Here is a 24,678-nt window from a genome sequence, read left to right as displayed (position 1 = left end):
TTTTTCAATAAGATAGATGATTACTATCATAGTACTCTTTTTTTGCTGTGTCAATATCGGGAAGAGGCCGGGACAGCCGTCTCCGAGACGCAAAAATGCTGTTTCTGCCATATGAATACGGAGAAACAGCACCTTATGAAATATCCCTGTTTTTGCTTCCTCACTCATCCACCAGCCGGTAACCAACCCCAATTTCGGTCATAATATACCGGGGCTTTGAGGGATTCGCTTCTATTTTTCTTCTCAATCCAGCCATCAATGCCCGCAGAGCCTGGGTATCACTGCCGTAATTCACCCCGTAAAGCTCCTTTAAAATATTTTTTGTCGTCAAAACCTTTCCCATGTTTCTAAAAAATAAAGAGAGCAGGCTGTACTCCAGGGGCGTCAAATGGATTTCCTGTCCATTCAAATATGTCAAATGCCGCTCAAAGTCGATTTTCAGCTCCCCCACCTGACGGACGCTGTGTTCTACTCCTGCTCCCTGCCTGTATAAATGGCGGAGGGCAACCCGGATGCGGGCCAGCAGTTCGGTGGCGGAAAACGGCTTCGTCAGATAATCATCCGCTCCCATATCCAGCACAACCGCCTTTTCCTTGTCCTGATCCCTGGCAGAAACCACGATAATGGGGATTTCAGACCATTCACGCACGCTGCGTATGACCTCCATGCCGTCAAAATCAGGAAGTCCCAGGTCAAGAAGAATCAGATCAGCCACCCCTTCCTTCACGCAGCTTAAGGCCTCTTTTCCGGTGCTGACTGCCACGCATGAAAAGCCGGCCATCTGAAGAGAATATTCTATAAAATTCTGTATTTGTTTATCATCCTCCACTACGAGAATGCGTTCCCTGTACTGATCCATCTTATTCTCCTTCTAAGGGCAATGTAAAAGTAAACTCTGCGCCTGAATCAGAGCCGCAGTTTTTTGCTGTGATCGTCCCGCCGTGAGCCTTGACAATGGTGTCGCAGATAGAAAGCCCCAGACCGATTCCCGGCCTGGCAGTGGAATGAGGAGGCATCGATGTGTAGAACATCTGGAATAAGTGGGGTAAGTCCGCCTCCTTAATTCCCGAACCATTGTCCTTCACTGAAAATACCGCCTGATTTTCCGTCTTATCCTCCATAACTGAAATGCTGATTTCACCGGAGGGCTGGGTGTGCTTTACGGCATTGTCCAGAAGATTGATCAGCACCTGGCTGATCAGTTTTACATCCATAGGCACCCAGAACGGCTCCTCCGGCGCAAAGACTGCAATATCATATTGGGGATAACGCCGTGATATCTGGCCCAGAGCCCCGGCGAGAACCTCTTCCACCGCCTCGATCTGCTTATCCACAATCAGCTTGCCGCTCTGTAAACGGGTCAGGCTTAAGATATTTTCAACCAGCGAGTAGAGCCAGCCGGCATCATTTCCGATTCCCTCAATCAGCGGATACCGCTGGTCCTCCTCACCCGTCATGGTGAGAAGCATTTCCGTAGCTCCTAAAATACCGGAGAGAGGCGTCCGCAAGTCGTGGGAAATGGAGTGGAGCAAATTGCTGCGGTAACGCTCCTGTTCTGTTTCCTCCCGCAGCTTAATGCGCTGCTGGGCCGACCGGAAACGGTCCATAGCCAGTGCAATGCTCTCGATCATGGAAAAAAGCAGCCGCTCCTGGGACTTATTTAAAAACTGCGCCGTTTCCTTTGGCAGCCGTATGACTCCCAGAGTCATTTCCCTGCCGCAGATGGGCCAGTCGTAAAATTCCTCTCCCACACAAGCCCCGCCATTTGCCTGTTTCATTTGGCGCAGAAAAGCTTCCCGGTTATCCAGGCTGCGCTGTATCTGTTTTTCAGGGGTTATCTGCTGGACAAAGGTTTTTTCCGGCATCCCTTTTTCATCAAAACACAGGCACCCGGCCTGGCCGCAGGTGACACCGCTGATAGCGCTGACGGCAATTCCTGCAATATCATGGATATCGGAGGCGTCAGTCAGGCACTTGGTCAGCCCGTGCAGGGCCTTTGTTTCCGCTTCGCTCTCCTGGGCCCTTCGCTCGCTCAATTTTGTATGGGATACCAGGGTGCTTGTAATAAACGCTGTCACCACCATGATCACAAAGGTAATGATGTAGCTGGAGGCATTGACTGTAAAGGTAAAATGAGGCTTCATAAAAAGAAAGTCAAATGCAAAAGCCGAAAGAACCGATGTGATGAAACCAAAGAGATATCTTGGGATCAGGAGCGTGGAAAGCAGCACTGCCAATAAGTAAACGATGGCAACATTGGCCTCCGGAAGGCCGAAACCGAGAAATATGAATCCAATAACAGAAGCTGCTCCAAGCAGCATCAGCATCGCCGCTATGCGCAGCGCATAATTTTTGAAAAACAACCTTACTTTCATATGTTCCCTCCTGATAAATCAGACGGATATGCCTGCATCTGTATTTCACATATATTGTTTGATATTGTACTTCTAAACTTCAAACTTTACAAGATGGACTTTTTTGAACAGGCGCTTCCCTCACAGCTTTCTCACATACCGGAAGCTATTCTCACACCGCCCTCACACCATACCCGTTATAATGCTATTTAGAAGCTGCACAAAGCACAAATTTCCTACAGAGATAGGTATGTGCAAAAATAAAACACAAGGAGTGTGACATCGTTGAATACAAAATGGTTAAGTCCGGAACGGTTTATAGCCCTGGGTTTTGCCTCTGTAATCCTTTTGGGAGCTCTTTTACTGCTTCTGCCTGTTTCCGCCAATCCGGGCGTTACAATCCATCCGGTGGATGCGCTGTTTACTTCCACCAGTGCCGTCTGTGTGACCGGGTTGATCGCCATCGATACGGCTGATCATTTCAATGTTTTTGGCAGGACTGTAGTGGCGCTGCTGATTCAGATCGGAGGGCTGGGAATCACCTCTGTGGGCGTTACGTTTATTTTGCTGGCAGGAAAAAAGGTGGGGTTAAAAGAGCGTGTCCTTGTAAAAGAATCCCTGAATCTGGATACACTTCAGGGCATGGTGCGGCTGGTGAAAGCGATTATCATGATGACGCTTTGTTTTGAAGGGGCCGGTTTCATTCTCAGCTATCTCGTATTTTCCCAGGACTATCCCCCCTTATCAGCCTTGGGCATCAGCGCCTTTCACACCATCGCCTCATTTAATAACTCAGGTTTTGACATCCTGGGAGGCTACCAGAATTTGATTCCTTACCGGGATGATGTGCTGCTGAATTTAACGACCTGCGGATTGATCATCTTCGGCGGTCTGGGATTTTGTGTCATACGGGAAATCCTGCATAAGCGGTCCTGGAAAAACCTCAGTATGAATACAAAAATCGTACTTACCATGACAGGTTCCCTGCTTTTATCAGGTACTGTCTTGTTAAAGCTTACGGATGACGTGACCTGGCTGGGCGCCTTTTTTCAAAGCACATCTGCCAGGACAGCAGGCTTTAGCACTTATCCTCTCGGTGAATTTTCCACAGCAGGACAGTTTATTCTGATCATCCTGATGTTCATCGGAGCTTCCCCAGGTTCCACAGGCGGCGGTATCAAGACCACCACCACCTTTACACTGGTAAAAAGCCTTCTTTCCTCTGCCACAAACCGGGAATGCACGGCTTTCCGGCGTAAAATTCCTCACGAAAGCATTATTAAAGCGTTTACCGTGACCAGTATGGCAATGATCACCGTCTGTATCATAACCCTTTTGATCTGCGTGATCGAGCCGGAGCTTTCTTTCATGCAAGTTCTTTTTGAGGTGGTTTCAGGCTTTGGCACTGTGGGTCTGTCTACAGGCATCACCCCTCATCTGACAGACGGCAGCAAGCTCTTGTTATGTCTGATTATGTTTATCGGGCGGATCGGTCCCCTCACCATGGCGTGTGTCTGGGTGTACCGGCCTTCATCAAGTATTTCCTACGCGGAAGAACGAATAACCATTGGATAGGAGAATCATTATGTTTGATTATAAAGCGAGTATCGCCTTCGGGGTGATCGGATTAGGACGTTTCGGATTTGCTCTTGCTGAGACCCTTGCGGAAAACGGCCAGGAGGTTCTGGTTTTGGACAACTGCGAAAGCAAAATAAGACAGATTCAGGATAAGGTTCAGCAGGCCTTTGTGGTGCCGCAGCTTGATAAGGCGGCCTTAGTAGAGGCGGGAATACAAAATTGCGGCACTGTCATCGTTTGCATCGGGGAGCAGATTGAGGTCAGCATCCTGACAGCTCTCAACGCGATTGAGCTGGGAGTTCCCAGAGTCCTGGCAAAGGCCATAAGCGCCGAACACGGCCGGGTACTGCAAAAAATCGGTGCAGAGGTGGTGTATCCGGAAAGAGACCGGGGCATACGCCTGGCCAACTCCCTGACAGCCCCCAGAGCACTGGATTTTATTGACCTTTCCAGCGAATATTCCATATCAGAATTGAGGCTCACGGACAAATTTTCCGAAAAGAGCATTCTGGAGGTGGATTTCCGCAAACGGTTCGGGCTCAATATCATTGCAATCGTAAGGGAGAATGAAACCATTGTGGAGATCACTCCTGATCTCAAGCTGCACACCGATGATTTGATCGCTGTGGTTGGCCAGAAAAAAAGCATTTTAAAATTTGAGCATCTCTTACTGACAAAGGATGGCCGGTAAGCAGGGCTGTTCCTCATGATGTGATAATGGAGCGGGGTTCAAAAGAATCCCGCTCCAGCTATTAACAATTACCCCCTCTCCTCCACCTTCCCCCGCACATCCCACAAAAGCCACGCATACCAGCGCTCCGAGTTCTGGTCCACCATTCCGTTTTCATCTGCCATAGATTTGAGATAAGAAAAAACACGTTCCGCATTAACTTCCAGTTCTGCTCTGTCTTTGGTAAAGATTCCGGCGTAATATCTGGCCAGATCAATATTGACCTCACCCTTATCCTCAATCTTCTGCTTGTGGTAATGAGACTCCGGGTTATATCCCTTCAGAAACAGAATGTTAAACAGGGAATAGTGCCAATGCCAGTCCCACTTCTGATGGGGACGCTGGCCCGCACCGAAAACCGCCTGCCCAATCTGATTTTCAAGCTCGTCATTCCAATACAGGAAATTGCTGTGAAAACAGTAACCCCGGCTCATTTTCATGGATTTTTCCAGGCCTTCCATGGAATTGATTGCAGGGGTGATGGAGGAGAACACCAGATCAAAAGCGCCTTCCCAGCCCATTTCACTGATGTCCGCTTTGCTGAAATCGCAGGGAGTAAAGGTTACGTTATTTACTCCCTGTTCCTTTGCATAGCCCGCAGCCAATTCCAGCATCTTTTCCGAAATATCAATTCCAGAGGCATGATCTGCGCACCTGGCAAATTCAACCACATAGCGGCCCGGACCGCATCCGATATCAATTGCCCGGCTGTCCTTATTGAGCAATCCTCTTCCGGTTAAATACTCCACCGCCGCACGGACCCTGTCATCTATAGTCCGCCGGAATGGGCAGTCCACACTCAGCTCCCGTCCCCAGCTTTCTGCCCGTTCATCCCACATCTGAGGCGTATGAACAGTTTTATCACTTCCGGGACGGCCTTTTTCGAACATATCCACAAAATAGGCCAGATCGCTGCCTTTATTTAACTCCATCAAGATTCCCTCCGTCTTCCTTTATTTTATAATCAATCGAACTGTTTTAAAAAACCATTTGATACATATTATATCTTACAGAAGCAGGGAAAACAAGCACTTTACCCATAAAAACAGGCCCTCCATCTTACGATGAAAGGCCATATATGGTATAGAAAACCTTTAACGGAAGTTAAGGCAAACGGCTCCATCCTCACCGATTCCCGTTATCTCATATTCGCAGGTCTTTAAGTCAGCCTTTAATCTGGCTTCATACCCATTATTTTTCCAGACAATTTCCAGCCCTGATCCATCACCCTGTATTTCCATTTCTGAATCAAAGCCAAAAGCCGGAAAGCTGTTTCTAAACCGCAGCATTTCAATCTGCTTTTTCACCACATCAAGCTCCAGCTTCTCTTCCATCTGCTCCCTGGTCAAATTGGTGCGGTTCACTTCCTTATGACCGGCTGCACCGGCTTTTTTTACGGCTTCATAATCATTTTTACCGGCAAAGAGGTCCAGATACCACACCTGAGGCTTTCCGGGCATAAAGAGCTGCAATGCCCTTGCAAACAGCATCTTCTGGTCGTCTTCTCCAAGAGCGCTGTAATACGTCGCATTCACCTGATAGTAGACGTTTTTCTGTCCATGGAGGTTTTTGACAAAACCGCCCCGGCCTACAACTGCCTCAATCAGCTTCTCAATTTCCTCATCAGAAATCAGGCCTTTTAAGTCTAACAGAGGAATTCCGTCGTGGCAGCCCAGCATGTTCACCACTTTGATCTTCTTTTCCAGCAGTTCCTTTGCCCAGCGCACCAGATGTTCCCCGCTTCCAATTTCCAGGGCATGAATGATGAGGCCGGGAAGGAAAAAGTCGTAGGTCATATAGCCCTTTTCAGACAGCAGCTCAAACGTCCTCTCCCCGTAGCTGGAGTGTATTTCCGGCAGAAGCTGTACGCTGTACTGATCCGCCAAATCCTGTACCCGTTTCAGCAAATCCCAGGTTCCCGGATCATTTAAAAAGTTCTTTTCTCCGGTCGCCTTGGGCGCATACGCAAATGCATCGAGCCGCACAATTTTAGCGCCGTACTGGGAAAGGGTTTTTAAGGTATTGTCATAATGTTCCCAGACCAGAGGGGACTGAATATTCAAATCCATCTGTCCAAGGTACTTCCGCCTTGATTCCAGCAGCTCTGTTAAGCCGGCCTTATACTTTTCATATTTTCCCAGTTCCATTTCAGAGGGCTTTTTCCCCTCTTCCAGGGCCTTGTTCACAATCTCTGCCAACTGTTCTGCCGATGCGTACTGGATTTCCATTTCCTGCATCAAGTCCCAGGCATCTACCTCTTTGTACCGGACTTCCTGATAAAAGGTATTCCAGTAAGGCACATTTTTCCCGTCAGGCAGGCGGACCATTAAAATGGGCAGACCGGGCTTTCGGAAAAACATGTCCTTTATGAGGGCTTCATCAGGCTGGATATAACCTTCCTCTGTCATGGTTCCGTGGCCTTCCCAGAACTTATTCCAGTCAATAAAGAAGTCCCTGTACCTGGATTTCTCCCCATGCTTTAAAATGTCCTGAAAGGGCTTTGACAGCACGGAAGAATGGTTTAAGATAAAATCCAGCTTCAAATCAATATCCAGGCCCTTTAAGTCCTCGATATCCTTTCGGTCTGCCAGCAGCTCATTTAACCCGTAATCGATCACGGAAAATCCCCGGTCCAAGTCGGTGTTAAAAATACTGGGCAGGATGTAAAAGGTGCTGAATACGTCTTCCAACTCCGGTTTTTTTAAAAAGTCAGCAATATGGGACAAGGTGCCGCCCATGCTGTCGGGATAAGCATTGAGCATTACCCCATTGTCAACGGATTTTCCGGCCTTCTTACTGGTCATGACTGCCTCCTTTGCTCTCTTCCATCTGTCTGCAATACTGCTCATAAGACAGCAGTTCCCCGCCTTTGGAAAGGATGATGGCTGCCTTAGGGGCCTGGGCCTCCAGCATGGCCTGTTCCAGTTCCAAAACCATCGTGGTAAATGGGCTGTCCGTAGCGCCATCTCTGTTTCTGGCCCTCCGGTGTGCCAGAGTCTCCTCAGGTGTGCTGTTTAACAGAATGGGAATATCCACTCCCTGATAATTTCCACTGTTTCCATGAGTCCATTCAATGATTAAAATATTGATATTGGAAAAGTCCACCCGGCTGTACCAGAGTTCTGTATCCTCTCTGCCCATGCGCTTTAACCAAATCTCTTCTTTTCCGCTTTTAAACTGAGTCAGAATCTCTTCTATTTCATCAAAGGCGATTTCCTTAACGGTCCCAAGGTAATTTCTAAGCCCGTCCCTTCCTCCTGATAAATAGGACTCATACCAGGGATATTTGCCGGCATGGGCTGTGTTGGCATCGTCATCTTCCTTTTGAAGCTGATGGATGATCTGAAACCGGTCTTCATCAAAGGTCCCGGCTTTAACCATGGCTTTTAAGGCCGATTCCCGGAATATGTGAAGGCGTTCCGCATCGTTATACTTTGGAATCCTGTGAGGATAGTTGTCTCCGGAAAGGGTATAGCTTCCAATGCCAAGCTGATTAAAATAGTAGGACAGCAAGGAAGCGATCTCCGATTTTCCCACGCCTGAACCGCCGCATACAGTCAGAACCACTTTTTCCGTTTTCCGCTTTTCCAAAATTTCTGACAGTTTTAATAACAGCTCCGGGAAAATGGTATTGGCCTTTTTAATATGTACCTCTCCAATTTCGACCTTATCCCCCGGCATGTCCCCGTGAGGAATGTCTCCCGGTATTTCAGGCCCTTTCCAGTTCCCGCTTTTTATAATAGCTTCAACCGCTTGCTTCAATTCCATCTTTCAAAGCCTCTCTTTCCTTCTAAGCTTGCTCCTTTACCCAAAAAAATCACAGGGTATCACAAATTTCTCATTGAGACGGGACAGCTCTTTTTCAGAAATGCCGCATTCCCGCAAAAACCCTGTAACAGATCCCCATTCCTCCACAATCTCATCAAACAGCTTCTGCATATTGCTGCCGTGAGAACCGGAAATATCCTCTGTAAAGCTTCTGATATAGTGATGGCTCATCTCATAATCCGCGATAATGTCTTCCCTGCTCACTCCCACTGCCCCCAAAAGCAGCATGGCCAAAATCCCGGTTCTGTCCTTGCCTGCCGCACAGTGGAACAGGGCCGGCCCCTCAGCCTGAATCATGGCCTGAACAGAATCCCTTATCTCAGCCCTGGAGCTGCCGATGATCTGGCGGTACATGTTGATCAGCGTCTTTGTATCCTCTTCCTCATCATTGACATCAAGGTCTTCCACAGGTATGGTTCCCAGCAGAGAAATTCCCATCCAGTCAGCGCCCTTAACCGGCACATCCGGTTTCTCTTCCCGCTCTCCGGGATAGCGCAAATCCAGAATACGGGAAATCCCCGCCCGCTCCATGATGGCCACATCCTCATCCACCGCCTTATAAAGGCTGGTGCTGCGGAAAAATACTCCCCATTTTGTCATGCCGCCGTTACAGGAATATCCGCCCAGGTCCCTGAAATTAGCCACTCCCTTCATGGGATAACGCCGGTAAGTCATCATATCTATTTCCTCTTTTCTTAAAATTATTGTTCATCCTCCGCTGGAAGGGGGTCTCTCGTGGTTTTCGCATCTCCGAAAAAGAAGAAGAAATCCTGAAGCTCTGTTTCCATCATTCCATGAATCCGGTTTAGCTCCCTGGCCTCCTTTAACGGCTGGCTTCTGTCATAGGGAACACGGCCAAAGCGGATTTCTCCGTCCTCAATGATCATATAATGAGCGGTCTTTTCCGGATCATCCGGCCTGCGGTAAGAAACGCTTCCCGGATTGAGCCACATCATATCCTGATCCAGAGCGTGAATAGACGGGCGGTGGGTATGGCCGAATATCATCCGCCTTTTTTTGCTGTCAGCGTATTCCTGCCCGGCGTGTTTTTTCCAGAACTCTTCAAACTGATACCGGCTTTCAATGGTTCCGTAAGCGTGGTCATACTGATGCTGCATCATATAGACATAACCGTCGGCCTCAAAAGTCTTATGAACAGGAAGCATTTCCAAAAAACTGATCCGGTCCTCATCCAGCCTGCGGCAGTTGTGATGAACCCATTTATATTCCTCAGGAGATACATCCTGATAATTTCCCTGTCTCCAGATATCAGCCGTATGGCGGTCATGGTTGCCCTGAACCACCACTTTGGACCCGCACTGCCTGATCCGGTCCACGACCTCGCGGGGAGCCGTTCCATAATCCACCAGGTCCCCTGCACAGCATAATAAATCAATATCCTGTTCCGTTTCCAGCACCTTTTCCAGAGCCCAGATATTGCTGTGTATATCAGATATCACCAATAGCTTCATAATACAAACCCTTTTCCGCCTTTCTTCCAAAAGCAGCGGACCTTTCTTCCGAGTTATTTTACCATAAAATTCCTTTTTGGATAATAGAAAAGGAGGAAATATGCTCCCATCCTCCTCCTCAGCCAATATAAACGATCATACCGTCATAGGACACGGTAAAGCCCTCCGGTGCCATCAGCTTTTGAAGGTCATCATGGATGATTCCGCTCATATGGGATAAATGGTTTAAATAATACCGGGTTTTTGAGTCCGCACACCCCATCTGCTCCAGCCGTTTCCTAAGCTCCCGGTTTTCCTTAATTCCCATATGCCCGTCTCCCGGCAGGGTTCCCCTTGCGCAGTCCATACTGACCGCATCAAAAACCAGGCCAAGGCCGCCGATCATCTGAAGAGTCTCTTCCGAAAGGGTTCCCGTATCATTGGCGTAAAGCAGACTTCCAGTCCCGTCCGTCACCGCATAAATGTGGCACAGCTCATCCTTTTTATGGTTTGCCTTTAAGGGGCAGAACCTTACGTTTCCGGCCTGAAACCATTTTCCCGGCTCTGCATTCACAAACCGGATTCTGGCATCATTGGCGTAAGGCTCCTCTTTTAAGGCCTTGTCAACAGCCTCCTTTACAAAGCTGCTTCCATACACGGATAAGTAATTTTCCTCTTCTTTTTTATCCGGCAGCACAGTGGCTCCATCCCTTGCCCTCAAGCCCAGGAAAAAGGAGTCAAAATGATCCTTATGAGTATGGGTCACAACCAGCTCCTGAACCTGGGAAAGCTCCAGCCCCAGGTTCAGGGACTGGGCATACAGATCAGGTGATAAATCGATCAGCACATGGCCGTCGATCAATGCACAGCTTCTGGTCTTTAAATTACGGCCTCCGGCCTTTCTTGCTCCCCGGCAGGCGTCACACTGGCAGAACATTCCCGGAAATCCTTCTGCGGCTCCGGTTCCGATATACTGAAGCTTCATAAGATTCTCCTAACCCTTAATTCCCGACATGGTCAGAGACTGGATGAACTGCTTCTGGAACATGAGGAAGATGACGAACACAGGAATGGTCATTAAAGTGGCAAATGCAAAAATCTGTCCCCAGAAAATATACACGTCCGTAGAAAGAGCCCGCAAAGCCAGCGGCAGAGTCCGGTATGTCTCATCTCTCGTCACCAGCGTAGGCCATAACAAATCGCCCCAGGTGCGGATAAATGCCATGATGGTCACAGTGGCGCAGATCGGCTTTGATAAAGGCAGCATGATCCGCCAGAATATTCCTGAGTAAGACTCTCCATCCACAATGGCCGCTTCCATAAGCTCCTTTGGCATCCCTTTAAAATGGTTGTAATAGAGAAAGATGTACATGGGATAACCGATGGTAGGCAGAGCCAGTCCTGCATAGCTGTTGAGCATACGGAATTCATTGGCTATCATGAAACGGTTGATGACAACGGCCTCAGTCGGGATAATGGACAGTGCGATGATCAGGGAAATCATTAAATCCTTTCCCTTAAAGTCCAAAAGACCCAGGGCGTATCCGATCATGGCATTTACAATAACCACCAGGGATACGTTGATCACGGCTACCACAGCGGAGTTTTTAAAGAACTTCATAAAATCCACACGCTGAATGACCTGTGTAAAGTTATCAAAGGTCAGAGTTCCCACCGGGAGAAATGCCTTGAAGGTGGACATATCCGCTACGATCTGAGAGTCTGTTTTTAAGGAGGAAACCGTCATATAGACGATGGGGGCGATAAATATAAATGCCACCAGAATATAAGCTGCGTACATCAAAAACAGATACATCATTTTCTTTTCTTTTGACATGGCTGATCTCATCAGTTATCCCTCCCTAACACTTTATTTTGAATCAAGGATATTGTGAGCACGATCAGGAAGAACACAACGGCGATTGCAGAAGAATAGCCAAGCTGATTGTTCACAAAGCCGGATTTATACAGCAGGTAAATAACCGAGGTGGTAGACCCCTTGGGTCCTCCGTTGGTCAGCACATATACCTGTGTAAATAATTTTAAGGTGTTGATGGTAGTGGAAATCAAAACGTATACCAGAGTATTTTTAAGCATAGGAACCGTAATGTACCAGAACCTCTGGGATGCGTTGCAGCCATCCATTCTTCCGGCCTCATATAAGTCCTCTGAAATAAACTGAAGTCCGCCTAAGATGATGAGCATTTCCATTCCAAGGGACTGCCATATATACATGACCGCAATGCAAAACAGCGCCCATCTGGAATCCTGAAGCCAGGCCTGGGGCGCCATTCCAAATGCCCTGAGAGCGGAGTTCATCAGTCCGTCAGGTCCGGGGGAGAAAATAAAGGACCACACAATAGCCACGACAGTCATGGTGATGATCTGGGGGCTGAAATAAATGGTACGGAACAGCTTCACCCCTTTTAAGGAGTTGTTCACTAAAACCGCCAGCATGATTCCTAAAATCACAATTACCGGAACTACCAACAGGGCATAAACCGCAGTATTGAGAAATGCCTGCTGGGCCGCTCCGTTTGTCACCAGCTTGATAAAGTTTTTCAGGCCCACGAATTCAACGGCCTTTCCCGCCTTCTGCACCAGCATCCTGTTTGTGAAAGAGTAAACAATGGACATGCAGAAAGGCAATATAATAAACAGCGTAATGGGGATCAATGCGGGCGCACAGAACATCCAGGCTGTCCGCGTCTGGCCGTCCCGAAATCCCCGTCTGGCTCCTGTTTTTTGTCCTTTCATCTTTTTTCCTCCTCTGATGAAGCCTGTAAATGACGGCCTCTGACCGCCTCCTTCAATAAACCGCCCTCCGCCTGCAAAGACAGCCGGCGGAGGGGGTTATTAGTTTCTGACAATTAATTATTTAAGATTCCATTCATTTTCAAGGATGATCTCATCAATGGATTTTGCTGCTTCCTTTAATGCCTCTGCTGCGTCAGCTCCTCCGATGATATCAGAAGTAGCAGATTCCATAGCGCTGTAAATGGTCATGTGGGCAGGAGTCAAAGGTCTTAATACAGAAATGCCTGCTTCTAACTGCTCACGGTATAAGTACAGACGTCCACCTTCTTTTAAGTCTTCTCTTGTGTCGAGAACGGATTTTCTGGAAGGAATAGCTCCGTTAAAGTCTACCATCTGAGTGATGTATTCAGGCTGAAGGGAAGCTTCCATAACAGACCATACGGCATCTGCAGTTTTGTTGTCCTTTGCTGCTGTGGTCATAGCCCATACAACAGAACCGGAACAGGTGTAAACGCCCTTTCCAAAGTCAGGAACAGGAACTAAAATCGCATCGTCTCCAAGGTTGGTCACGTGATCGGTGTATTTCCAGTGGCCTAAAAGAGCAAGAGCACTTTCTTTTCTTCCGTAAAAAGCATCTTCATAATCGCAGGCACCGTTGATATATCCCTGGTCAACCAGCCAGGTGATGTAAGAATAAGCTGCAATGGTTTCTTCGCTGTCTAAAACGCCCTCTGTCAGCATGGTGTCACGGTTTACATAGTCACCGCCAAAGCTGGCAAGAACCGGCATAAAGGTGAAGTACAGGGAAGAAGGCTTGTTCTGGCGGATATAAAGAGGATATTCCACTCCGCTCGCTTTCAGCTTTGCAAGCACGTCTTCAAATTCAGCCTTGTCCCAGGCGTCCTTATAGCTGGTAGGAATGCGCACACCTGCTGCCTCCAGCATGGACTTGTTAGCCCAAAGAGCCATACCCGCATCAAACTGGGCAGTTGTGATCATGTGTCCGTCATAAGTGGACTCATCTACGATAGACTGAAGCAGGTCAGACTTGATATCAGCCGGTACACGGTCCTCTAAAGCTTCGATCATGCCTGCCTCATAATAAGAGGGAATCTGAAGGTAATCGGCGATGATCATATCAGGAGCATCTCCAACGACAGGAGCTACCTGCATCTTGCTGTCCAACTCATCCTTTGGATAGTACTCGTCATTGATTTCCAGTTTCAGCTCTGTTTCCATTTTCTTAAACATCTCACGGTAGATGTCATCCTCTGCACCGGAGCTGACCCATACCTTGATGCTTCCTGCTCCCTCAGCAGCTTCGCTGCCTTCGGACTGGCTCTCTGCCTGGCTTCCTGCTTCACTCTGGGCGGCAGTGGTAGGAGTATCTGTCACCTTTTCTCCGCAGCCGGCTGCTGAAACTGAAAATGCCAGCACAGCCATACCAACTGCTGCTTTTTTCCACAATTGTCTCATAGTCTCTTCCGCATGACGGTCTGGAGCCGTCACGCTTCCTCCTCTTTTATTTGATAGGCCCATTATATATCTCTGATTACAATATGTCAAGCGGTTGATATAAACTTTGTATAATTTATTTGTCTTATTTTTCACGTTTTTAATGCTATTTATACAGGAATTGATTCGCTTATTTTCTTCAATTCTCTGTTTTGTATATTCTTTATGGGAATTTGTATGACTTTACTATCCTGGTTTGCGCATCTTTCTCTTTTGTGGTATGATAGGGATAAGTTAAACGATTAACACGACAGAACCATCACAATTCAGGAGGAGCTTATGCCGACATTAAAAGATGTGGCTGAAAAGGCAGGCGTTACCGTGACCACTGTTTCACGGGTGATCAACAACAGAGGGTATCTCAGCGAAGAGACGAAACATAAAGTAAAAAAGGCCATGGATGAGCTCCATTACCGGCCCAATGAGCTGGCCCGCTCCCTTTCCAAGCAGGTGACCAATACCATAGGCATCATAACCCCCCATATTACACACCCCTATTTTGCCCAGCTCATCAGCCAGTTGGAAAATGCGGCTTCGAAACGGGGTTTTAAAATTCTGCTCTGCAATTCCAAGGAAGACCACTCACGGGAAGCGGAGTACATCGACTTATGCAAAAGCAACCGGGCGGTGGGGATTATTTTCTGCGGAATGATTCTGGCTTCAGAGCAGTACACCCAGCAGGGAATTCCCTTTGTAGCCATTGAATGCAACAGCTCCTTATGCGCCTCCACCATCTTATGTGACAACTACGAGGGCGGGCGGCTGGCGGCAGAGCATCTGATCGCCTGCGGCTGTAAAAGCTTAATCCATTTCAGCGGAATCATTGACCAGGAAATGCCCGGTGACAGCCGAAGCCAGGCATTTAAAGATGTCTGTCAAAAGCACGGTGTTGATTTTGAAATCGTATGGACCAGGGACAATACGTATTATTCCATGGATTACCGGGACTCCATCAGACAGACCCTTTTAGGCCTTCCAAATACGGACGGCATCTTCGCCAGCAGTGATTTGATTGCCGCTCAGGTCATCCAGGTCTGTGCAGATATGGGAAAACAGATTCCCCAGGATATAAAATTGGTGGGCTTTGATGACGTTGCCCTCTCCTCCCTGACCACCCCCCAGATTTCCACCATACACCAGCCCACAAAGGAGATGGCGGAAATGGCCGTGGACTCTTTAATCAGATCCAGCAGCCGGGAAACGGTTCCCAGCAAGCTGGTCCTGCCCGTGTCCTTAGTCAAGCGGCAGTCTACAGGCTGGTAAACGGTCTTTATAACGCGAAAAAGGCTTCTGCAGTATAATTGCAGAAGCCTTTTTATCATTTTTTATCCCTTTACAGAACCGCCTAAGTAGTCCGGCTTTAAATACCTTTGAAGCACGAAGGTAAGCAGGATGACAGGAATAGCCAGAATGGTGGAGTAAGCCGCCCTCTCAAACACGCTTCCTCTTGACACATAATAGTAAATCATGAGGGGCAGGGTCTTTGAGTTGGTGGACAAATACATGGCATACGTGAATTCATTCCATGCATTGAGCCACACATACATGGCAGCCACCGCAATTCCCTGCATGGCAACCGGAAGGATGACCAGACGTATGATCTGGAACTTGCCCGCCCCGTCAATGGCCGCGGCCTCATCCAAAGTGACCGGTATCCCGGAAAAGGAGGATACCAGAATCCAGGCCATAAAGGGAATCTGGCTTATCATATTCGCCAGGATCAACCCCTGCACCGTATCCGTCAAATTCATCTTGATAAAGGTAACAGAGATGGGAAGGGCAATGGCCACGCTGGGAATCATCCTGGTAAAGAAGAGAGACAGGATAAAAACATACCTCATCTTCTTTGACATTCTGGAAACCACATAGGAGGCCGGAACCACGATCACCATGGCAAGCAGGGTCGTGCCTGTGGAAACCACCAGGCTGCGCTTTAATGGCTCCCATAGATTCCCGGCCCGGAATACATTGCTCCAGTGTTCCAGGGTGGGATTGTGAAGGAGCAGGGTCGGGTGCTGGGTCAAAACCTCGGCCTTGGCGCTGAAGGAAACCTTAGCCAGAATATAGACCGGGCTGATCATGATTAAGCAGACCAGTATCATCAAAGCATAAAACAGCGCTTTTTTCACACTCTTTTTCATGGCCTCTTCACCTTCCTTTCCCGTTCCACAAAAAACATATAAAGCGAAACAATCACCAGAATAATCATCAGAAGCAGAGTCGACGCCACCGCCGAGTTGGCGTGATTGTTATAAGAGTATTCTTCATAGGCGATGGTGGCTAAAAACGGAGTGCTCTGCCCCACTAAAACCTTGGGAAGTTCGAAAATCCTGAGAAGGTCCACCACTCTGGTTAAAACCGTCATGGTCACCGTAGCTTTCAACTGAGGGAGGGTGATGTGCCAGAACTTAGCCATGGTTCCCGCTCCATCCACATTGGCCGCCTCGTAAATTTCCGTTGGAATGGCCTCCAGCCCGGCCAGAAAAAGCATGACTACCATGGGCATGACCTTCCAGCTATCCGCAACTGCAATCACCAGGAGGCTTCGCAGCTTGGTAGCTGTCCAGTCAATGGGAATGGGCGCAAGGCTGAGCCGGTAGAGGACTTCATTGATATAGCCTGAGGTGCTGAACAAATAGAGCATGGCAACACCGGATACCATGGTGGGGACTCCCATGGGGAGGAGCACAAGAGTCCTTGCAAGCCCCTTCCCTACAAAAGTCTGCCGAAGCATGGTGGCAATGAGGTATCCTAAGGTCATCTGTAAAATAAGCCCGATGACGGTAATGGCAAGAGTATTGAAAATCGCCTCCCCAAAAATACCTCTCGTAATAACGCTTTTATAATTATCAACGGTCCAGGCTGAGGTCGCCGGGTTCTGAAAGCTGATCAAAACAGTTCTTATAATCGGTACAATGGTAAAGCTGAAAATAAATACAATAAGAGGAAGAATCAGTAAAATGTTAAAGCCATTTTTCTTTAAAAATTTCTTCGTATCCCTCTGTTGTTTCACTCAATCACTCACCCTTCTGAGCCTTTGCCGCCTCAATCTGATCATGGTACTTATCAAGGGTACCCTGAACGTCCTTATTTCCGTCAATTACAATATCCTTAAATGCGTCGTTGATCGCTTTATCCACATCAGACCAGTATGGCACGATGGGTCTTGACTGTGCAAACTGAAGAGCTTCCTGTACATCCTCAACAAAAGGCTTCTGCCACTCTTCGATTTCTCCGAAGGCATCGCTGCGTGCCGGAGCCCAGCCCAGCTTGCTGAATAAGGTGTTCTGAACCGGCTCTGACATTAAGTACTCTAAGAACTGAACTGCCTCTTCCTTATTAGGCGTTCCGTTTACAATGCCCATAACCGTTGTTGTGGTGACCTTGGAAATGCCCTTTGGCCCTTCAAATCCAACGTAAGAAACAACCTGGTCTTTTCCGCCATCCTTAACAACCACTGTCGCACAGTAGGGCCAGTTGGCACCGTAGTAAATGGATTCCGTTGCAAGGAGCTCATTGATCACGTTAAAATCAGCCCTCTTGGATTCCGGAGACAGATAAGGCCACAGCTCCTGGAGGAAGGTAAATGCCTTTACAGAGCCCTCATCATTCAGTACCAGGGGATCGCCGCCTGCGGAGCGGATGAATTCAAGGGATGTAATGGTAAGAGCTGACCCGGAGTTGGCCTGAATGGCAACGCGGCCTACGCCTTCCTCTTCATAGAGCTTCTTCGCTGCATTCAGCAGCTCATCCCAGGTCTTAGGAGCTTCCAGACCGTATTTCTCAAACTTGTCCTTGTAGTAGTAATTGGTCTGAACATTGGGGCGAAGAGGAACGAACTGCACTTTGCTGTCAAACTGGAACTCCTTATATAAGTTCTCCGGAATGGCATCAGGAATCTCAATTCCGCCGGTTAAATCCTCTGCCAGCTCCTTATCAATAATTCCCGGAAGATATACGGTGCTGGGCGCAAAAATGTCGATCTCATGCTTTCCCGCCTGCTTTAAGGCATCCAGCTTGTTCTCCATGTCCTTATTTTCCATCTGGATTCCGTTGATCTTGATTCCTGTTTCCTCTTCAAAAGGCTTAAACACGTCCTCACGGAATACCTGCCACTCCTCTTCTGCCAGCGGAATGGCAAAATTCAAGGTCACATCCTTTTTCTCCTTTGCCGTCTCCTGTCCTCCCTCTGCTTTTGAAGCCTCATTCGCCTTGGTGGCTTCTGCCTTTGGAGCCCCGCCGGAACACCCGGCCAGTGCAAATGCCGCTGTCATCACAGCCGCTGCTGCTGTTACTAATGCTCTTGATTTCATAATAAACCCTCCATTCATTTTTGTTAAATATTTATCGAAACCTTTCATGCCCCCTGTTTTAACAGGCTGTATAAAAGATATCTCTTATGGTCTTTTGCGGTTTTCCAGGTACCGGAAAAACCGTTCCTCATTCATGTTTAAAATCAGCTCCTCCGGAAAATCAATGCTCCGGAGCATTTCCATAGCCAGGTCCACCCTGCCTATTTTAGCTGCAAAGTGGGCATCTGTGGAAACGACGACCCAGACTTCATGCTTCTTGCAAAGCCCTGCAATGATGGGGCACCGCTCCTTTGATCCCGGCCTTCCGATGGGAGAATGAGCATTGATCTCAATGATCTTGTTGTATTTTTTAGCCTCTGAGATCACCTTCTCATAATCGTAAACGTAGTCGTCATTTCCGGAATGCCCCAGAACATCCACATAGGGATTGCGGATCACATGGAAATATCCTCTGGTGTGGTCCTCCGGAGTTCCCGGTGTGCAGCATGGAACGTGGTAGGACGCAATGACCCAGTCCAGCTTCTTTAAGAACTCCTCTGTAATATCCAGTTCTCCCTCAAAGTTCATAATATTGGCTTCCGCACCTTTGAGAATTCGGATTCCGTCAACCTCAGGCCCTATGGCGCTTTGATTTCCAAAATGCCATATATGAGGGGCTCCCGGCATCTCTGGCCCGTGATCCGTAACTGCCAGTCCCTTCATCCCATACCGTTTGGCATATGCCACGCCCTCCAGCACAGTGCTGTAAGCGTGTCCCGATGCAACGGTGTGGTAATGTGTTTCGATCACAGAATACATTCACTCATCTCCTTTAAAATTGTCTGATTCTATTCATAAGCTGTTCTGCACTCATTTCCTCAAATCCCCTGATCACAAAATCAGCATTAGGAAGAGCCTGTTCACTTCCGATCCCCACCGCCAGCATTCCGGCAGCCCTGGCCGCTTCAACTCCAGTATAAGCATCCTCAAACACCACACAGCAGGAAGGTTCTGTTCCTGTCTCAGCAGCTCCTTTTAAAAATACCTCCGGGTCCGGCTTGGCCCTTACCACCTTGGTGCCGTCAATCACCGCATCGAAGTAAGTCCAAAGCTTAAGCCTGTCTAAAATAATCCCTGCATTTTTGCTCACCGAGCCCAAAGCCGTTTTAATTCCTTCTTTTTTACAATATTCTAAAACACTCAAAACCCCCGGCAATATCTCATTTTTGTCCATTGCACTGATATAGTCCACATAATTCTCATTCTTCTCTTTTGCAAAGGAAAGCTTTTCCTCTTCCGTATAGGTCCGGTCCGAAAGGCTCAATAAAATTTCCAGAGATTCCATCCGGCTCACCCCCTTCAGCCTTTCATTGTCCTGTTCTGTAAAAACAATTCCAAGCCGGTCCCCAAGCTTTTTCCATGCGTAAAAATGATATTTGGCCGTGTCACAAATCACTCCATCCATATCAAAGATGCAGGTCTTTATCTCTCTCATCCCTCTTCTCTCCATTTAAACACTCTTTTATTTCCAAAGGCCACATCCACCGCCTCTCCCCAATGGGTTACGGTAAGCTGCCCTTCTGACTTCATCTCATAGGAGACTCCGCTTCTATCCGCCTGGACCCTGATTTCTTTCCCCCTGTATCTTACAGAGAATTCATACCCTTCCCACTGTTTCGGGAGCTTTGGCTTAAAGGATAGCTCCCCATTTGCTGCATTCATGCCTGCAAAACCATGGACAATGGACATCCACGCACCTGCCATGTTCGCCATGTGAAGCCCATCCTTTGTATTCTTCTGCATGTCGTCAAGGTCTGTCCGAATGCACTGCATGAAATAATCATAAGCCTTGTCCACATCTCCGGTTTCCGCCGCCATAACCGAGAAAATACAGACAGATAAAGAGGAATCGTGGGTTGCCAGCTTTTCATAATAGTCAAAGTTCCGTTTCTTTTCCTCATCCGTAAACCGGTTAAAGAGGAAAAATTGTGCCAGCAGAAGGTCCGGCTGCTTGCATACCTGATGGCGGTAAATAAATAAGGGATGGTAGTGAAGCAGAAGCGGAAAATTCTGTTCCGGAATTTGATCTAAATCCAGCACCTTTCTATAGAGGAAGGTGTCGTCCTGCATATGAATCTGCAAATTCTCATCATAGGGAACAAACATCAAATCCGCCGCCTTCCGGAATTCCTCCAGCTCCTGTGCCTTTAAGCCGATTTTTTCTGCAATTTCCTCATATCTCTTCCCGTTTTCCGACTTTAAAAGCCCGGCATATTTTACAGCATTCCAAAGGTTTTCCCTTGCCATCAAATTGGTGTAGCAGTTGTTGTCCACAATGGCCGTATACTCATCAGGCCCGGTGACGCAGTCAATGCAGAACTTTCCGCCTTTTAAATCTGAGTAATGGCCCATATCCGTCCAGATTCTGGCAGTCTCCAAAAGAATCTCCAGACCGAATTTTTCCAGAAAATCCATATCAAGCGTCGCATCCAGATACCGCACTACCGCAAATGCGATGTCCCCGTTAATGTGATACTGGGCCGAACCTGCCGGGAAATAGGCGGAAGCCTCTTCCCCATCAATGCTTCTCCAGGAATACAAAGCCCCTGTCTTATGGCCCATAAGCCTGGCCTGTTCCCTGGCCTTATCCAGTATGGTATAGCGGTACTCCAGCATGCTTTTCGCAATGGTTCCGTCTAAGAACATAAACACCGGAGCAATATAAGCCTCAGATTCCCAGAAATAATGGCCGCCGTAGCCCTCTCCGCTCAGTCCTTTAGAGGCAATGCTGGTAAAGGAATCCCGCCCCGTTGACTGCAGAAGGTGAAATAAGTTAAACCTGATCGACTGGGTGAGGGAAGGGTCTCCTTTAATCACCACATCTGCGTGACTCCAGAACTCTTCCATAAAAAGAGCCTGTTCCTTTAAAAGCTGTTCAAAGCCCGCGTCAGCCGCCTCACACGCCTGATCAGCGGAAGTCTTTTCATAACACTCCTCAAACTCTCTCTGACTGGTCACATAGCTGATATATTTCTGCAGCTTTACCGGCTCATTTTCCGAAGCATTGATCAAATATCTGGTGAGAAGCCAGTCGTCTTCTGCTTCCCGCACCTCATCACAAGCCTGTGATATGCTCTCAGTTATTGTACAGGCAACAGAAAGGCCGGAATTCTTTGCAGACTGCTTCATAAAAGCCGTTTTCCTTCCACGGTGTTCCCTGTGGGCCTTCTCCTTTACCTGAAAATCTCCATCCCCCAAGCCTTCCTCGACTCTGGGATCGTCTGTCTTTTCTTCTATGTACTTACTGCCTTCCAGATAAGATTCTATCTGCATGGGGCCTGAAAAGTTGAGAGGCGTCACACTGCATTCTCTGGCAGCCACAAACTTGCGTGTCATGCTCACCAGATTCCGGTTTTCAATGAGGACCCTTTTCCCGGATTCTGTGATCCAGACCACTTTTCTGATCTCAATTGCGGATTTCATATCCAGCTCTCTGTAATAAGACCCCATTCTGGAATGCTCCGGATGAAACTCCTCTCCATCCACCACGATGGTCAACTGCTTTGCATTGCAGACATTTAACATGATCTGCTTGTTTTTTGCAAATCCGTAGGCTGACTCTCCGTAGACAATGGCCGCCTTTTCAAAAAAACCGTTGATAAAGGTGCCCGGCTTGCTAAATCCGTCGGAGACCGGCTCCTCTCCGTCCCCTCTCATGCCGATAAATCCATTTGCAAGGGTAAATAGTGATTCCTGGTTGGCATTGTGGCAGAGCTTAAATTCATGTTCTACGATTTTCCAACTATCAATCTGACTGTTCAATATTATGGCCTCCCAACTTGAAACGTTTCATATTTATTCAAAATTTTTACCAGTGATCTTTCACTGATTTATTTTCAATCAAACGAAATGGCAGTACTTTGTGAATGTTATTCTTCCCTTCCCCGATACAGCTCATGAGAATTTTCGCTGCTTCACTTCCCAGCTCATAAAAAGGCTGTGAAATGCTGCTGATGGAAGGCTCGATATAATCAATCATCTCAATTCCGTCAAATCCAAAAACAGATACATCCTCAGGAACCCGGATTCCATTTTCCGTCAAAGCCTTTACAGCACCTATGGCAACCTCATCGGACACGGCAAACAATGCAGAGAACTCCTTTTTGCCTTGAAGGAAGCCCTTCATGTCCTGATACCCTCTCTGAAGCCGGTAGCCTCCGTGATGAATTAAGTCCAGATCAGGTTCAATTCCGTGTTTTTTCAATGCCCTTAAATATCCCTTTAAACGGGGAGCACCGGCATTGGGGTCATCTTTTTCTCCCGCCATCATAAGAATGCTCCTATGCCCTCTGCTGCAAAGATGGTCCACGGCCACAAAAGCAGCCTCCTCATTATCGATGGTCACACTGGAAAATGCCTCGTCCTGGTAGCTGGTCATAATGAACACCACCGGTATTCTGATTTCCTTTAACCGCTCTGCAATCTGGGCTTCAACCGTATTTCCAATATAGAAAATACCGTCCACCTTACTTCTGACAAAGGTTTCAATGGCCTGCTTTTCTCCGTTAAGCTCTAAAGCCGTCTGGTAAATAATGCCGTTATACCCTTTCTGCCTGTTGAAATCCTCAATTCCCTTCACCACCTTGCTGATGACAGGGCTTGAAATATCGGGAATCATGATTCCAACCGTTTTTGTGGAATTGACCTTTAAGCTTCTGGCTATGACATTGGGCGTGTAGTTCAGCTCCTTCACCGCTTCCTCCACACGGGCCCGAAGGTCCGGCTTTACATAAATGTGATTCAGCACCTTAGAGGCTGTCCCAAGACTGACTCCGGCCAGCTTTGCAACATCTTTCAAGTTATATGTTTCTTTCATACAATTCCTCCAAACTTGAAACGTTATAAATAATATATATCACAGTATTTTATTTGTCCATTGACTAATCTTCTATATTTTGTATTGCTTTATTGTCTATATTTCACATTTTTTAGCTATTGTTTACAATTTCACAAAGTTGAATAAACCTGCTTTGTGTTTTTCCCATTTACCTGAGCAAAGCCATGACGTATTCCGGGCTGTTTTCAAGGCATTTTTCAAACCCTGATATGGTGTCCGGAAAATCCACTCCTTGAGATTTCAGCTTTCCTATGTCCATTGCCAAGTTTCTGATTCCGCCTGCAAAGCTGTCTTCATTGGGAAGAACAAGCTTTCTTTTGTCATTATTATGAGCCAGCAAACCAAGAACCTGGATTCCTGTTTCATAGGAAGAACAGGTGCTTTCACTGCCAAAATTATAGATTCCGCCGGGCAGTTCCATGGCAGGCTCTATATTCTTCACCACCTCCTGAACCCAGGTGATTCCCCTGTAATCATGAACCGGCAGGCAGATTGGCTGGTTCTGAAGCATGGCCTTCAGCAAACGGGCCAGAAGATTATTGCTGCTTTTCAATCCCCTTACAGGAAAATCATACATCCAGGAAAGCCGCAGACATATTCCGTCCGGCAAAATCTCCAGAATTTTTTCTTCCGCCTGCTTCTTGTGCCGGCCGTAAACATTGATCAACGGTATCTGGTCAGTCTCCAGATTTGGCCTTTCCAGCCTGCTTCCGGCATAAATCTGGTCGGAGCTCATGAAAAGAAGTTTGATGCCGCTTTCCTTACACGCTTTTGCCAGGTTTACAGTTCCATATAGATTAACTGTTTCAGAGAGTTCCGGATTATTTTCACATGTGCCCACATCAGATATTGCGGCGCAATGAATGACTGCTGCCGGGGTTTTTTCCCTTAAAAATTCCGCAACAGCATTTTCGTCTGTAATATTCAAATCACTGCGTCCGGCCCGTATCACCTCATATTTCTTTTCATAATATGCTGCAATCCTGGACCCAAGAAAGCCGTCCGCTCCAGTAACCATCATTCTCTTTTTCATATGTTCCGCTCCCGTTTGTTTGATAAGTCCATTATATCAAATGCAGAAAGTATTTCTACTCTTTTTCGCTATTATACCGTCTTATGATAACAAAAAAACTGTAGCGTGATTACAGCCTGCTGCCAAAGAAAATGATTGAAAAAACAATTGTACTCCGAAAAAGGATATGGTATCATGATGACATGGAGCAATCGTGTCACTGCAAGGGCGTTGGCCTTCCATCATTACATAGATGGGAGGTGG

At 47.5% G+C, this 24,678-nt stretch carries 22 protein-coding genes; 3 read left to right on the top strand and 19 right to left on the bottom strand.

Going from position 1 to position 24,678, the window contains the following annotated elements; translation table 11 throughout:
- Positions 1-160: 160 nt before the first annotated feature.
- Together QM657_RS13650 and QM657_RS13645 are read right to left on the bottom strand one after the other, a co-directional pair.
- Positions 161-859, bottom strand: coding sequence for a response regulator (locus QM657_RS13650; protein ID WP_415067251.1), 699 nt, complete (start codon positions 857-859; stop codon positions 161-163).
- Between the two features lies 1 nt (position 860).
- Positions 861-2,375 carry an ATP-binding protein gene (locus tag QM657_RS13645; RefSeq protein WP_415067250.1) on the bottom strand — a complete coding sequence of 505 codons (1,515 nt, stop codon included), beginning with the start codon at positions 2,373-2,375 and terminating at the stop codon, positions 861-863.
- Between the two features lie 255 nt (positions 2,376-2,630).
- Here QM657_RS13645 and QM657_RS13640 point away from each other — a divergent pair, with 255 nt between their 5' ends.
- The gene (locus tag QM657_RS13640) at positions 2,631-3,929 is read left to right on the top strand and encodes a TrkH family potassium uptake protein (RefSeq protein WP_415067249.1); all 1,299 of its coding nucleotides are present in this window, start codon (positions 2,631-2,633) and stop codon (positions 3,927-3,929) included.
- A gap of 10 nt (positions 3,930-3,939) precedes the next feature.
- On the top strand, positions 3,940-4,623 hold the full coding sequence (locus QM657_RS13635; protein WP_415067248.1) for a potassium channel family protein: 684 nt from the start codon (positions 3,940-3,942) through the stop codon (positions 4,621-4,623).
- Positions 4,624-4,691: 68 nt separating this feature from the next.
- Here QM657_RS13635 and QM657_RS13630 read toward each other — a convergent pair whose 3' ends face one another.
- The 9 genes from QM657_RS13630 to QM657_RS13590 form a co-directional block, all read right to left on the bottom strand.
- Positions 4,692-5,594, bottom strand: coding sequence for a class I SAM-dependent methyltransferase (locus QM657_RS13630; RefSeq protein WP_415067247.1), 903 nt, complete (start codon positions 5,592-5,594; stop codon positions 4,692-4,694).
- A 162-nt stretch (positions 5,595-5,756) separates the two neighbouring features.
- Entirely contained in the window at positions 5,757-7,466 is a 1,710-nt protein-coding gene (locus tag QM657_RS13625; RefSeq protein WP_415067246.1) for a glycosidase, read from the bottom strand.
- Positions 7,456-8,430 carry an adenylylsulfate kinase gene (locus tag QM657_RS13620; RefSeq protein ID WP_415067245.1) on the bottom strand — a complete coding sequence of 325 codons (975 nt, stop codon included), beginning with the start codon at positions 8,428-8,430 and terminating at the stop codon, positions 7,456-7,458. Before QM657_RS13620 ends, QM657_RS13625 begins: the two co-directional genes overlap by 11 nt.
- Positions 8,431-8,466: 36 nt before the next feature.
- The gene (locus QM657_RS13615) at positions 8,467-9,168 is read right to left on the bottom strand and encodes a tyrosine-protein phosphatase (protein ID WP_415067244.1); all 702 of its coding nucleotides are present in this window, start codon (positions 9,166-9,168) and stop codon (positions 8,467-8,469) included.
- A 23-nt stretch (positions 9,169-9,191) separates the two neighbouring features.
- A complete protein-coding gene (locus QM657_RS13610; RefSeq protein WP_415067243.1) occupies positions 9,192-9,962 on the bottom strand; it encodes a metallophosphoesterase family protein in 771 nt (256 codons plus the stop codon).
- 118 nt (positions 9,963-10,080) lie between these two features.
- The gene (locus QM657_RS13605; protein ID WP_415067242.1) at positions 10,081-10,926 is read right to left on the bottom strand and encodes an MBL fold metallo-hydrolase; all 846 of its coding nucleotides are present in this window, start codon (positions 10,924-10,926) and stop codon (positions 10,081-10,083) included.
- 9 nt (positions 10,927-10,935) lie between these two features.
- On the bottom strand, positions 10,936-11,790 hold the full coding sequence (locus tag QM657_RS13600; RefSeq protein WP_415067241.1) for a carbohydrate ABC transporter permease: 855 nt from the start codon (positions 11,788-11,790) through the stop codon (positions 10,936-10,938).
- Positions 11,790-12,698 (bottom strand): carbohydrate ABC transporter permease, encoded by a 909-nt coding sequence (locus QM657_RS13595; protein ID WP_415067240.1) that lies wholly within the window; start codon positions 12,696-12,698, stop codon positions 11,790-11,792. The genes QM657_RS13600 and QM657_RS13595 overlap by 1 nt, the downstream gene beginning before the upstream one ends.
- Positions 12,699-12,815: 117 nt before the next feature.
- Positions 12,816-14,207, bottom strand: coding sequence for a sugar ABC transporter substrate-binding protein (locus QM657_RS13590; RefSeq protein ID WP_415067239.1), 1,392 nt, complete (start codon positions 14,205-14,207; stop codon positions 12,816-12,818).
- Positions 14,208-14,492: 285 nt separating this feature from the next.
- Here QM657_RS13590 and QM657_RS13585 point away from each other — a divergent pair, with 285 nt between their 5' ends.
- Positions 14,493-15,476, top strand: coding sequence for a LacI family DNA-binding transcriptional regulator (locus tag QM657_RS13585; protein ID WP_415067238.1), 984 nt, complete (start codon positions 14,493-14,495; stop codon positions 15,474-15,476).
- A gap of 62 nt (positions 15,477-15,538) precedes the next feature.
- On the opposite strand, the gene QM657_RS13580 is transcribed toward QM657_RS13585, so the two are convergent.
- The 8 genes from QM657_RS13580 to QM657_RS13545 all read right to left on the bottom strand — a co-directional run bounded on the left by QM657_RS13580 (position 15,539) and on the right by QM657_RS13545 (position 24,435).
- Positions 15,539-16,354, bottom strand: a complete 816-nt coding sequence (locus tag QM657_RS13580) for a carbohydrate ABC transporter permease (protein ID WP_415067237.1) — start codon at positions 16,352-16,354, stop codon at positions 15,539-15,541.
- On the bottom strand, positions 16,351-17,226 hold the full coding sequence (locus QM657_RS13575) for a carbohydrate ABC transporter permease (RefSeq protein ID WP_415067236.1): 876 nt from the start codon (positions 17,224-17,226) through the stop codon (positions 16,351-16,353). Before QM657_RS13575 ends, QM657_RS13580 begins: the two co-directional genes overlap by 4 nt.
- 4 nt (positions 17,227-17,230) lie before the next feature.
- Positions 17,231-18,526: a sugar ABC transporter substrate-binding protein gene (locus QM657_RS13570; protein ID WP_415067235.1), complete on the bottom strand. Its 1,296-nt coding sequence runs from the start codon at positions 18,524-18,526 to the stop codon at positions 17,231-17,233.
- 84 nt (positions 18,527-18,610) lie between these two features.
- A complete protein-coding gene (locus QM657_RS13565) occupies positions 18,611-19,324 on the bottom strand; it encodes a phosphatase (RefSeq protein WP_415067234.1) in 714 nt (237 codons plus the stop codon).
- A gap of 13 nt (positions 19,325-19,337) precedes the next feature.
- Positions 19,338-20,000 carry a beta-phosphoglucomutase gene (pgmB, locus tag QM657_RS13560; protein ID WP_415067233.1) on the bottom strand — a complete coding sequence of 221 codons (663 nt, stop codon included), beginning with the start codon at positions 19,998-20,000 and terminating at the stop codon, positions 19,338-19,340.
- A complete protein-coding gene (locus QM657_RS13555) occupies positions 19,997-22,327 on the bottom strand; it encodes a glycoside hydrolase family 65 protein (RefSeq protein WP_415067232.1) in 2,331 nt (776 codons plus the stop codon). The genes pgmB and QM657_RS13555 overlap by 4 nt, the downstream gene beginning before the upstream one ends.
- Before the next feature lie 46 nt (positions 22,328-22,373).
- Positions 22,374-23,381, bottom strand: coding sequence for a LacI family DNA-binding transcriptional regulator (locus tag QM657_RS13550; RefSeq protein ID WP_415067231.1), 1,008 nt, complete (start codon positions 23,379-23,381; stop codon positions 22,374-22,376).
- A 169-nt stretch (positions 23,382-23,550) separates the two neighbouring features.
- Positions 23,551-24,435: an SDR family oxidoreductase gene (locus QM657_RS13545; RefSeq protein WP_415067230.1), complete on the bottom strand. Its 885-nt coding sequence runs from the start codon at positions 24,433-24,435 to the stop codon at positions 23,551-23,553.
- Between the last annotated feature and the right edge of the window lie 243 nt (positions 24,436-24,678).

It is taken from the genome of Lacrimispora sp., from assembly GCF_047605665.1.
Lineage (GTDB): Bacteria > Bacillota > Clostridia > Lachnospirales > Lachnospiraceae > Lacrimispora.
This window is presented reverse-complemented; position numbering and strand designations above follow the sequence as displayed.

Coding starts and splice junctions, on each gene's coding strand:
- QM657_RS13650 (WP_415067251.1), bottom strand. CDS start 859: ATGGATCAGTACAGGGAACGCATTCTCGTAGTGGAGGATGATAAACAA.
- QM657_RS13645 (WP_415067250.1), bottom strand. CDS start 2,375: ATGAAAGTAAGGTTGTTTTTCAAAAATTATGCGCTGCGCATAGCGGCG.
- QM657_RS13635 (WP_415067248.1), top strand. CDS start 3,940: ATGTTTGATTATAAAGCGAGTATCGCCTTCGGGGTGATCGGATTAGGA.
- QM657_RS13630 (WP_415067247.1), bottom strand. CDS start 5,594: ATGGAGTTAAATAAAGGCAGCGATCTGGCCTATTTTGTGGATATGTTC.
- QM657_RS13625 (WP_415067246.1), bottom strand. CDS start 7,466: ATGACCAGTAAGAAGGCCGGAAAATCCGTTGACAATGGGGTAATGCTC.
- QM657_RS13620 (WP_415067245.1), bottom strand. CDS start 8,430: ATGGAATTGAAGCAAGCGGTTGAAGCTATTATAAAAAGCGGGAACTGG.
- QM657_RS13615 (WP_415067244.1), bottom strand. CDS start 9,168: ATGATGACTTACCGGCGTTATCCCATGAAGGGAGTGGCTAATTTCAGG.
- QM657_RS13610 (WP_415067243.1), bottom strand. CDS start 9,962: ATGAAGCTATTGGTGATATCTGATATACACAGCAATATCTGGGCTCTG.
- QM657_RS13605 (WP_415067242.1), bottom strand. CDS start 10,926: ATGAAGCTTCAGTATATCGGAACCGGAGCCGCAGAAGGATTTCCGGGA.
- QM657_RS13600 (WP_415067241.1), bottom strand. CDS start 11,790: ATGAGATCAGCCATGTCAAAAGAAAAGAAAATGATGTATCTGTTTTTG.
- QM657_RS13595 (WP_415067240.1), bottom strand. CDS start 12,698: ATGAAAGGACAAAAAACAGGAGCCAGACGGGGATTTCGGGACGGCCAG.
- QM657_RS13585 (WP_415067238.1), top strand. CDS start 14,493: ATGCCGACATTAAAAGATGTGGCTGAAAAGGCAGGCGTTACCGTGACC.
- QM657_RS13580 (WP_415067237.1), bottom strand. CDS start 16,354: ATGAAAAAGAGTGTGAAAAAAGCGCTGTTTTATGCTTTGATGATACTG.
- QM657_RS13570 (WP_415067235.1), bottom strand. CDS start 18,526: ATGAAATCAAGAGCATTAGTAACAGCAGCAGCGGCTGTGATGACAGCG.
- QM657_RS13565 (WP_415067234.1), bottom strand. CDS start 19,324: ATGTATTCTGTGATCGAAACACATTACCACACCGTTGCATCGGGACAC.
- pgmB (WP_415067233.1), bottom strand. CDS start 20,000: ATGAGAGAGATAAAGACCTGCATCTTTGATATGGATGGAGTGATTTGT.
- QM657_RS13550 (WP_415067231.1), bottom strand. CDS start 23,381: ATGAAAGAAACATATAACTTGAAAGATGTTGCAAAGCTGGCCGGAGTC.
- QM657_RS13545 (WP_415067230.1), bottom strand. CDS start 24,435: ATGAAAAAGAGAATGATGGTTACTGGAGCGGACGGCTTTCTTGGGTCC.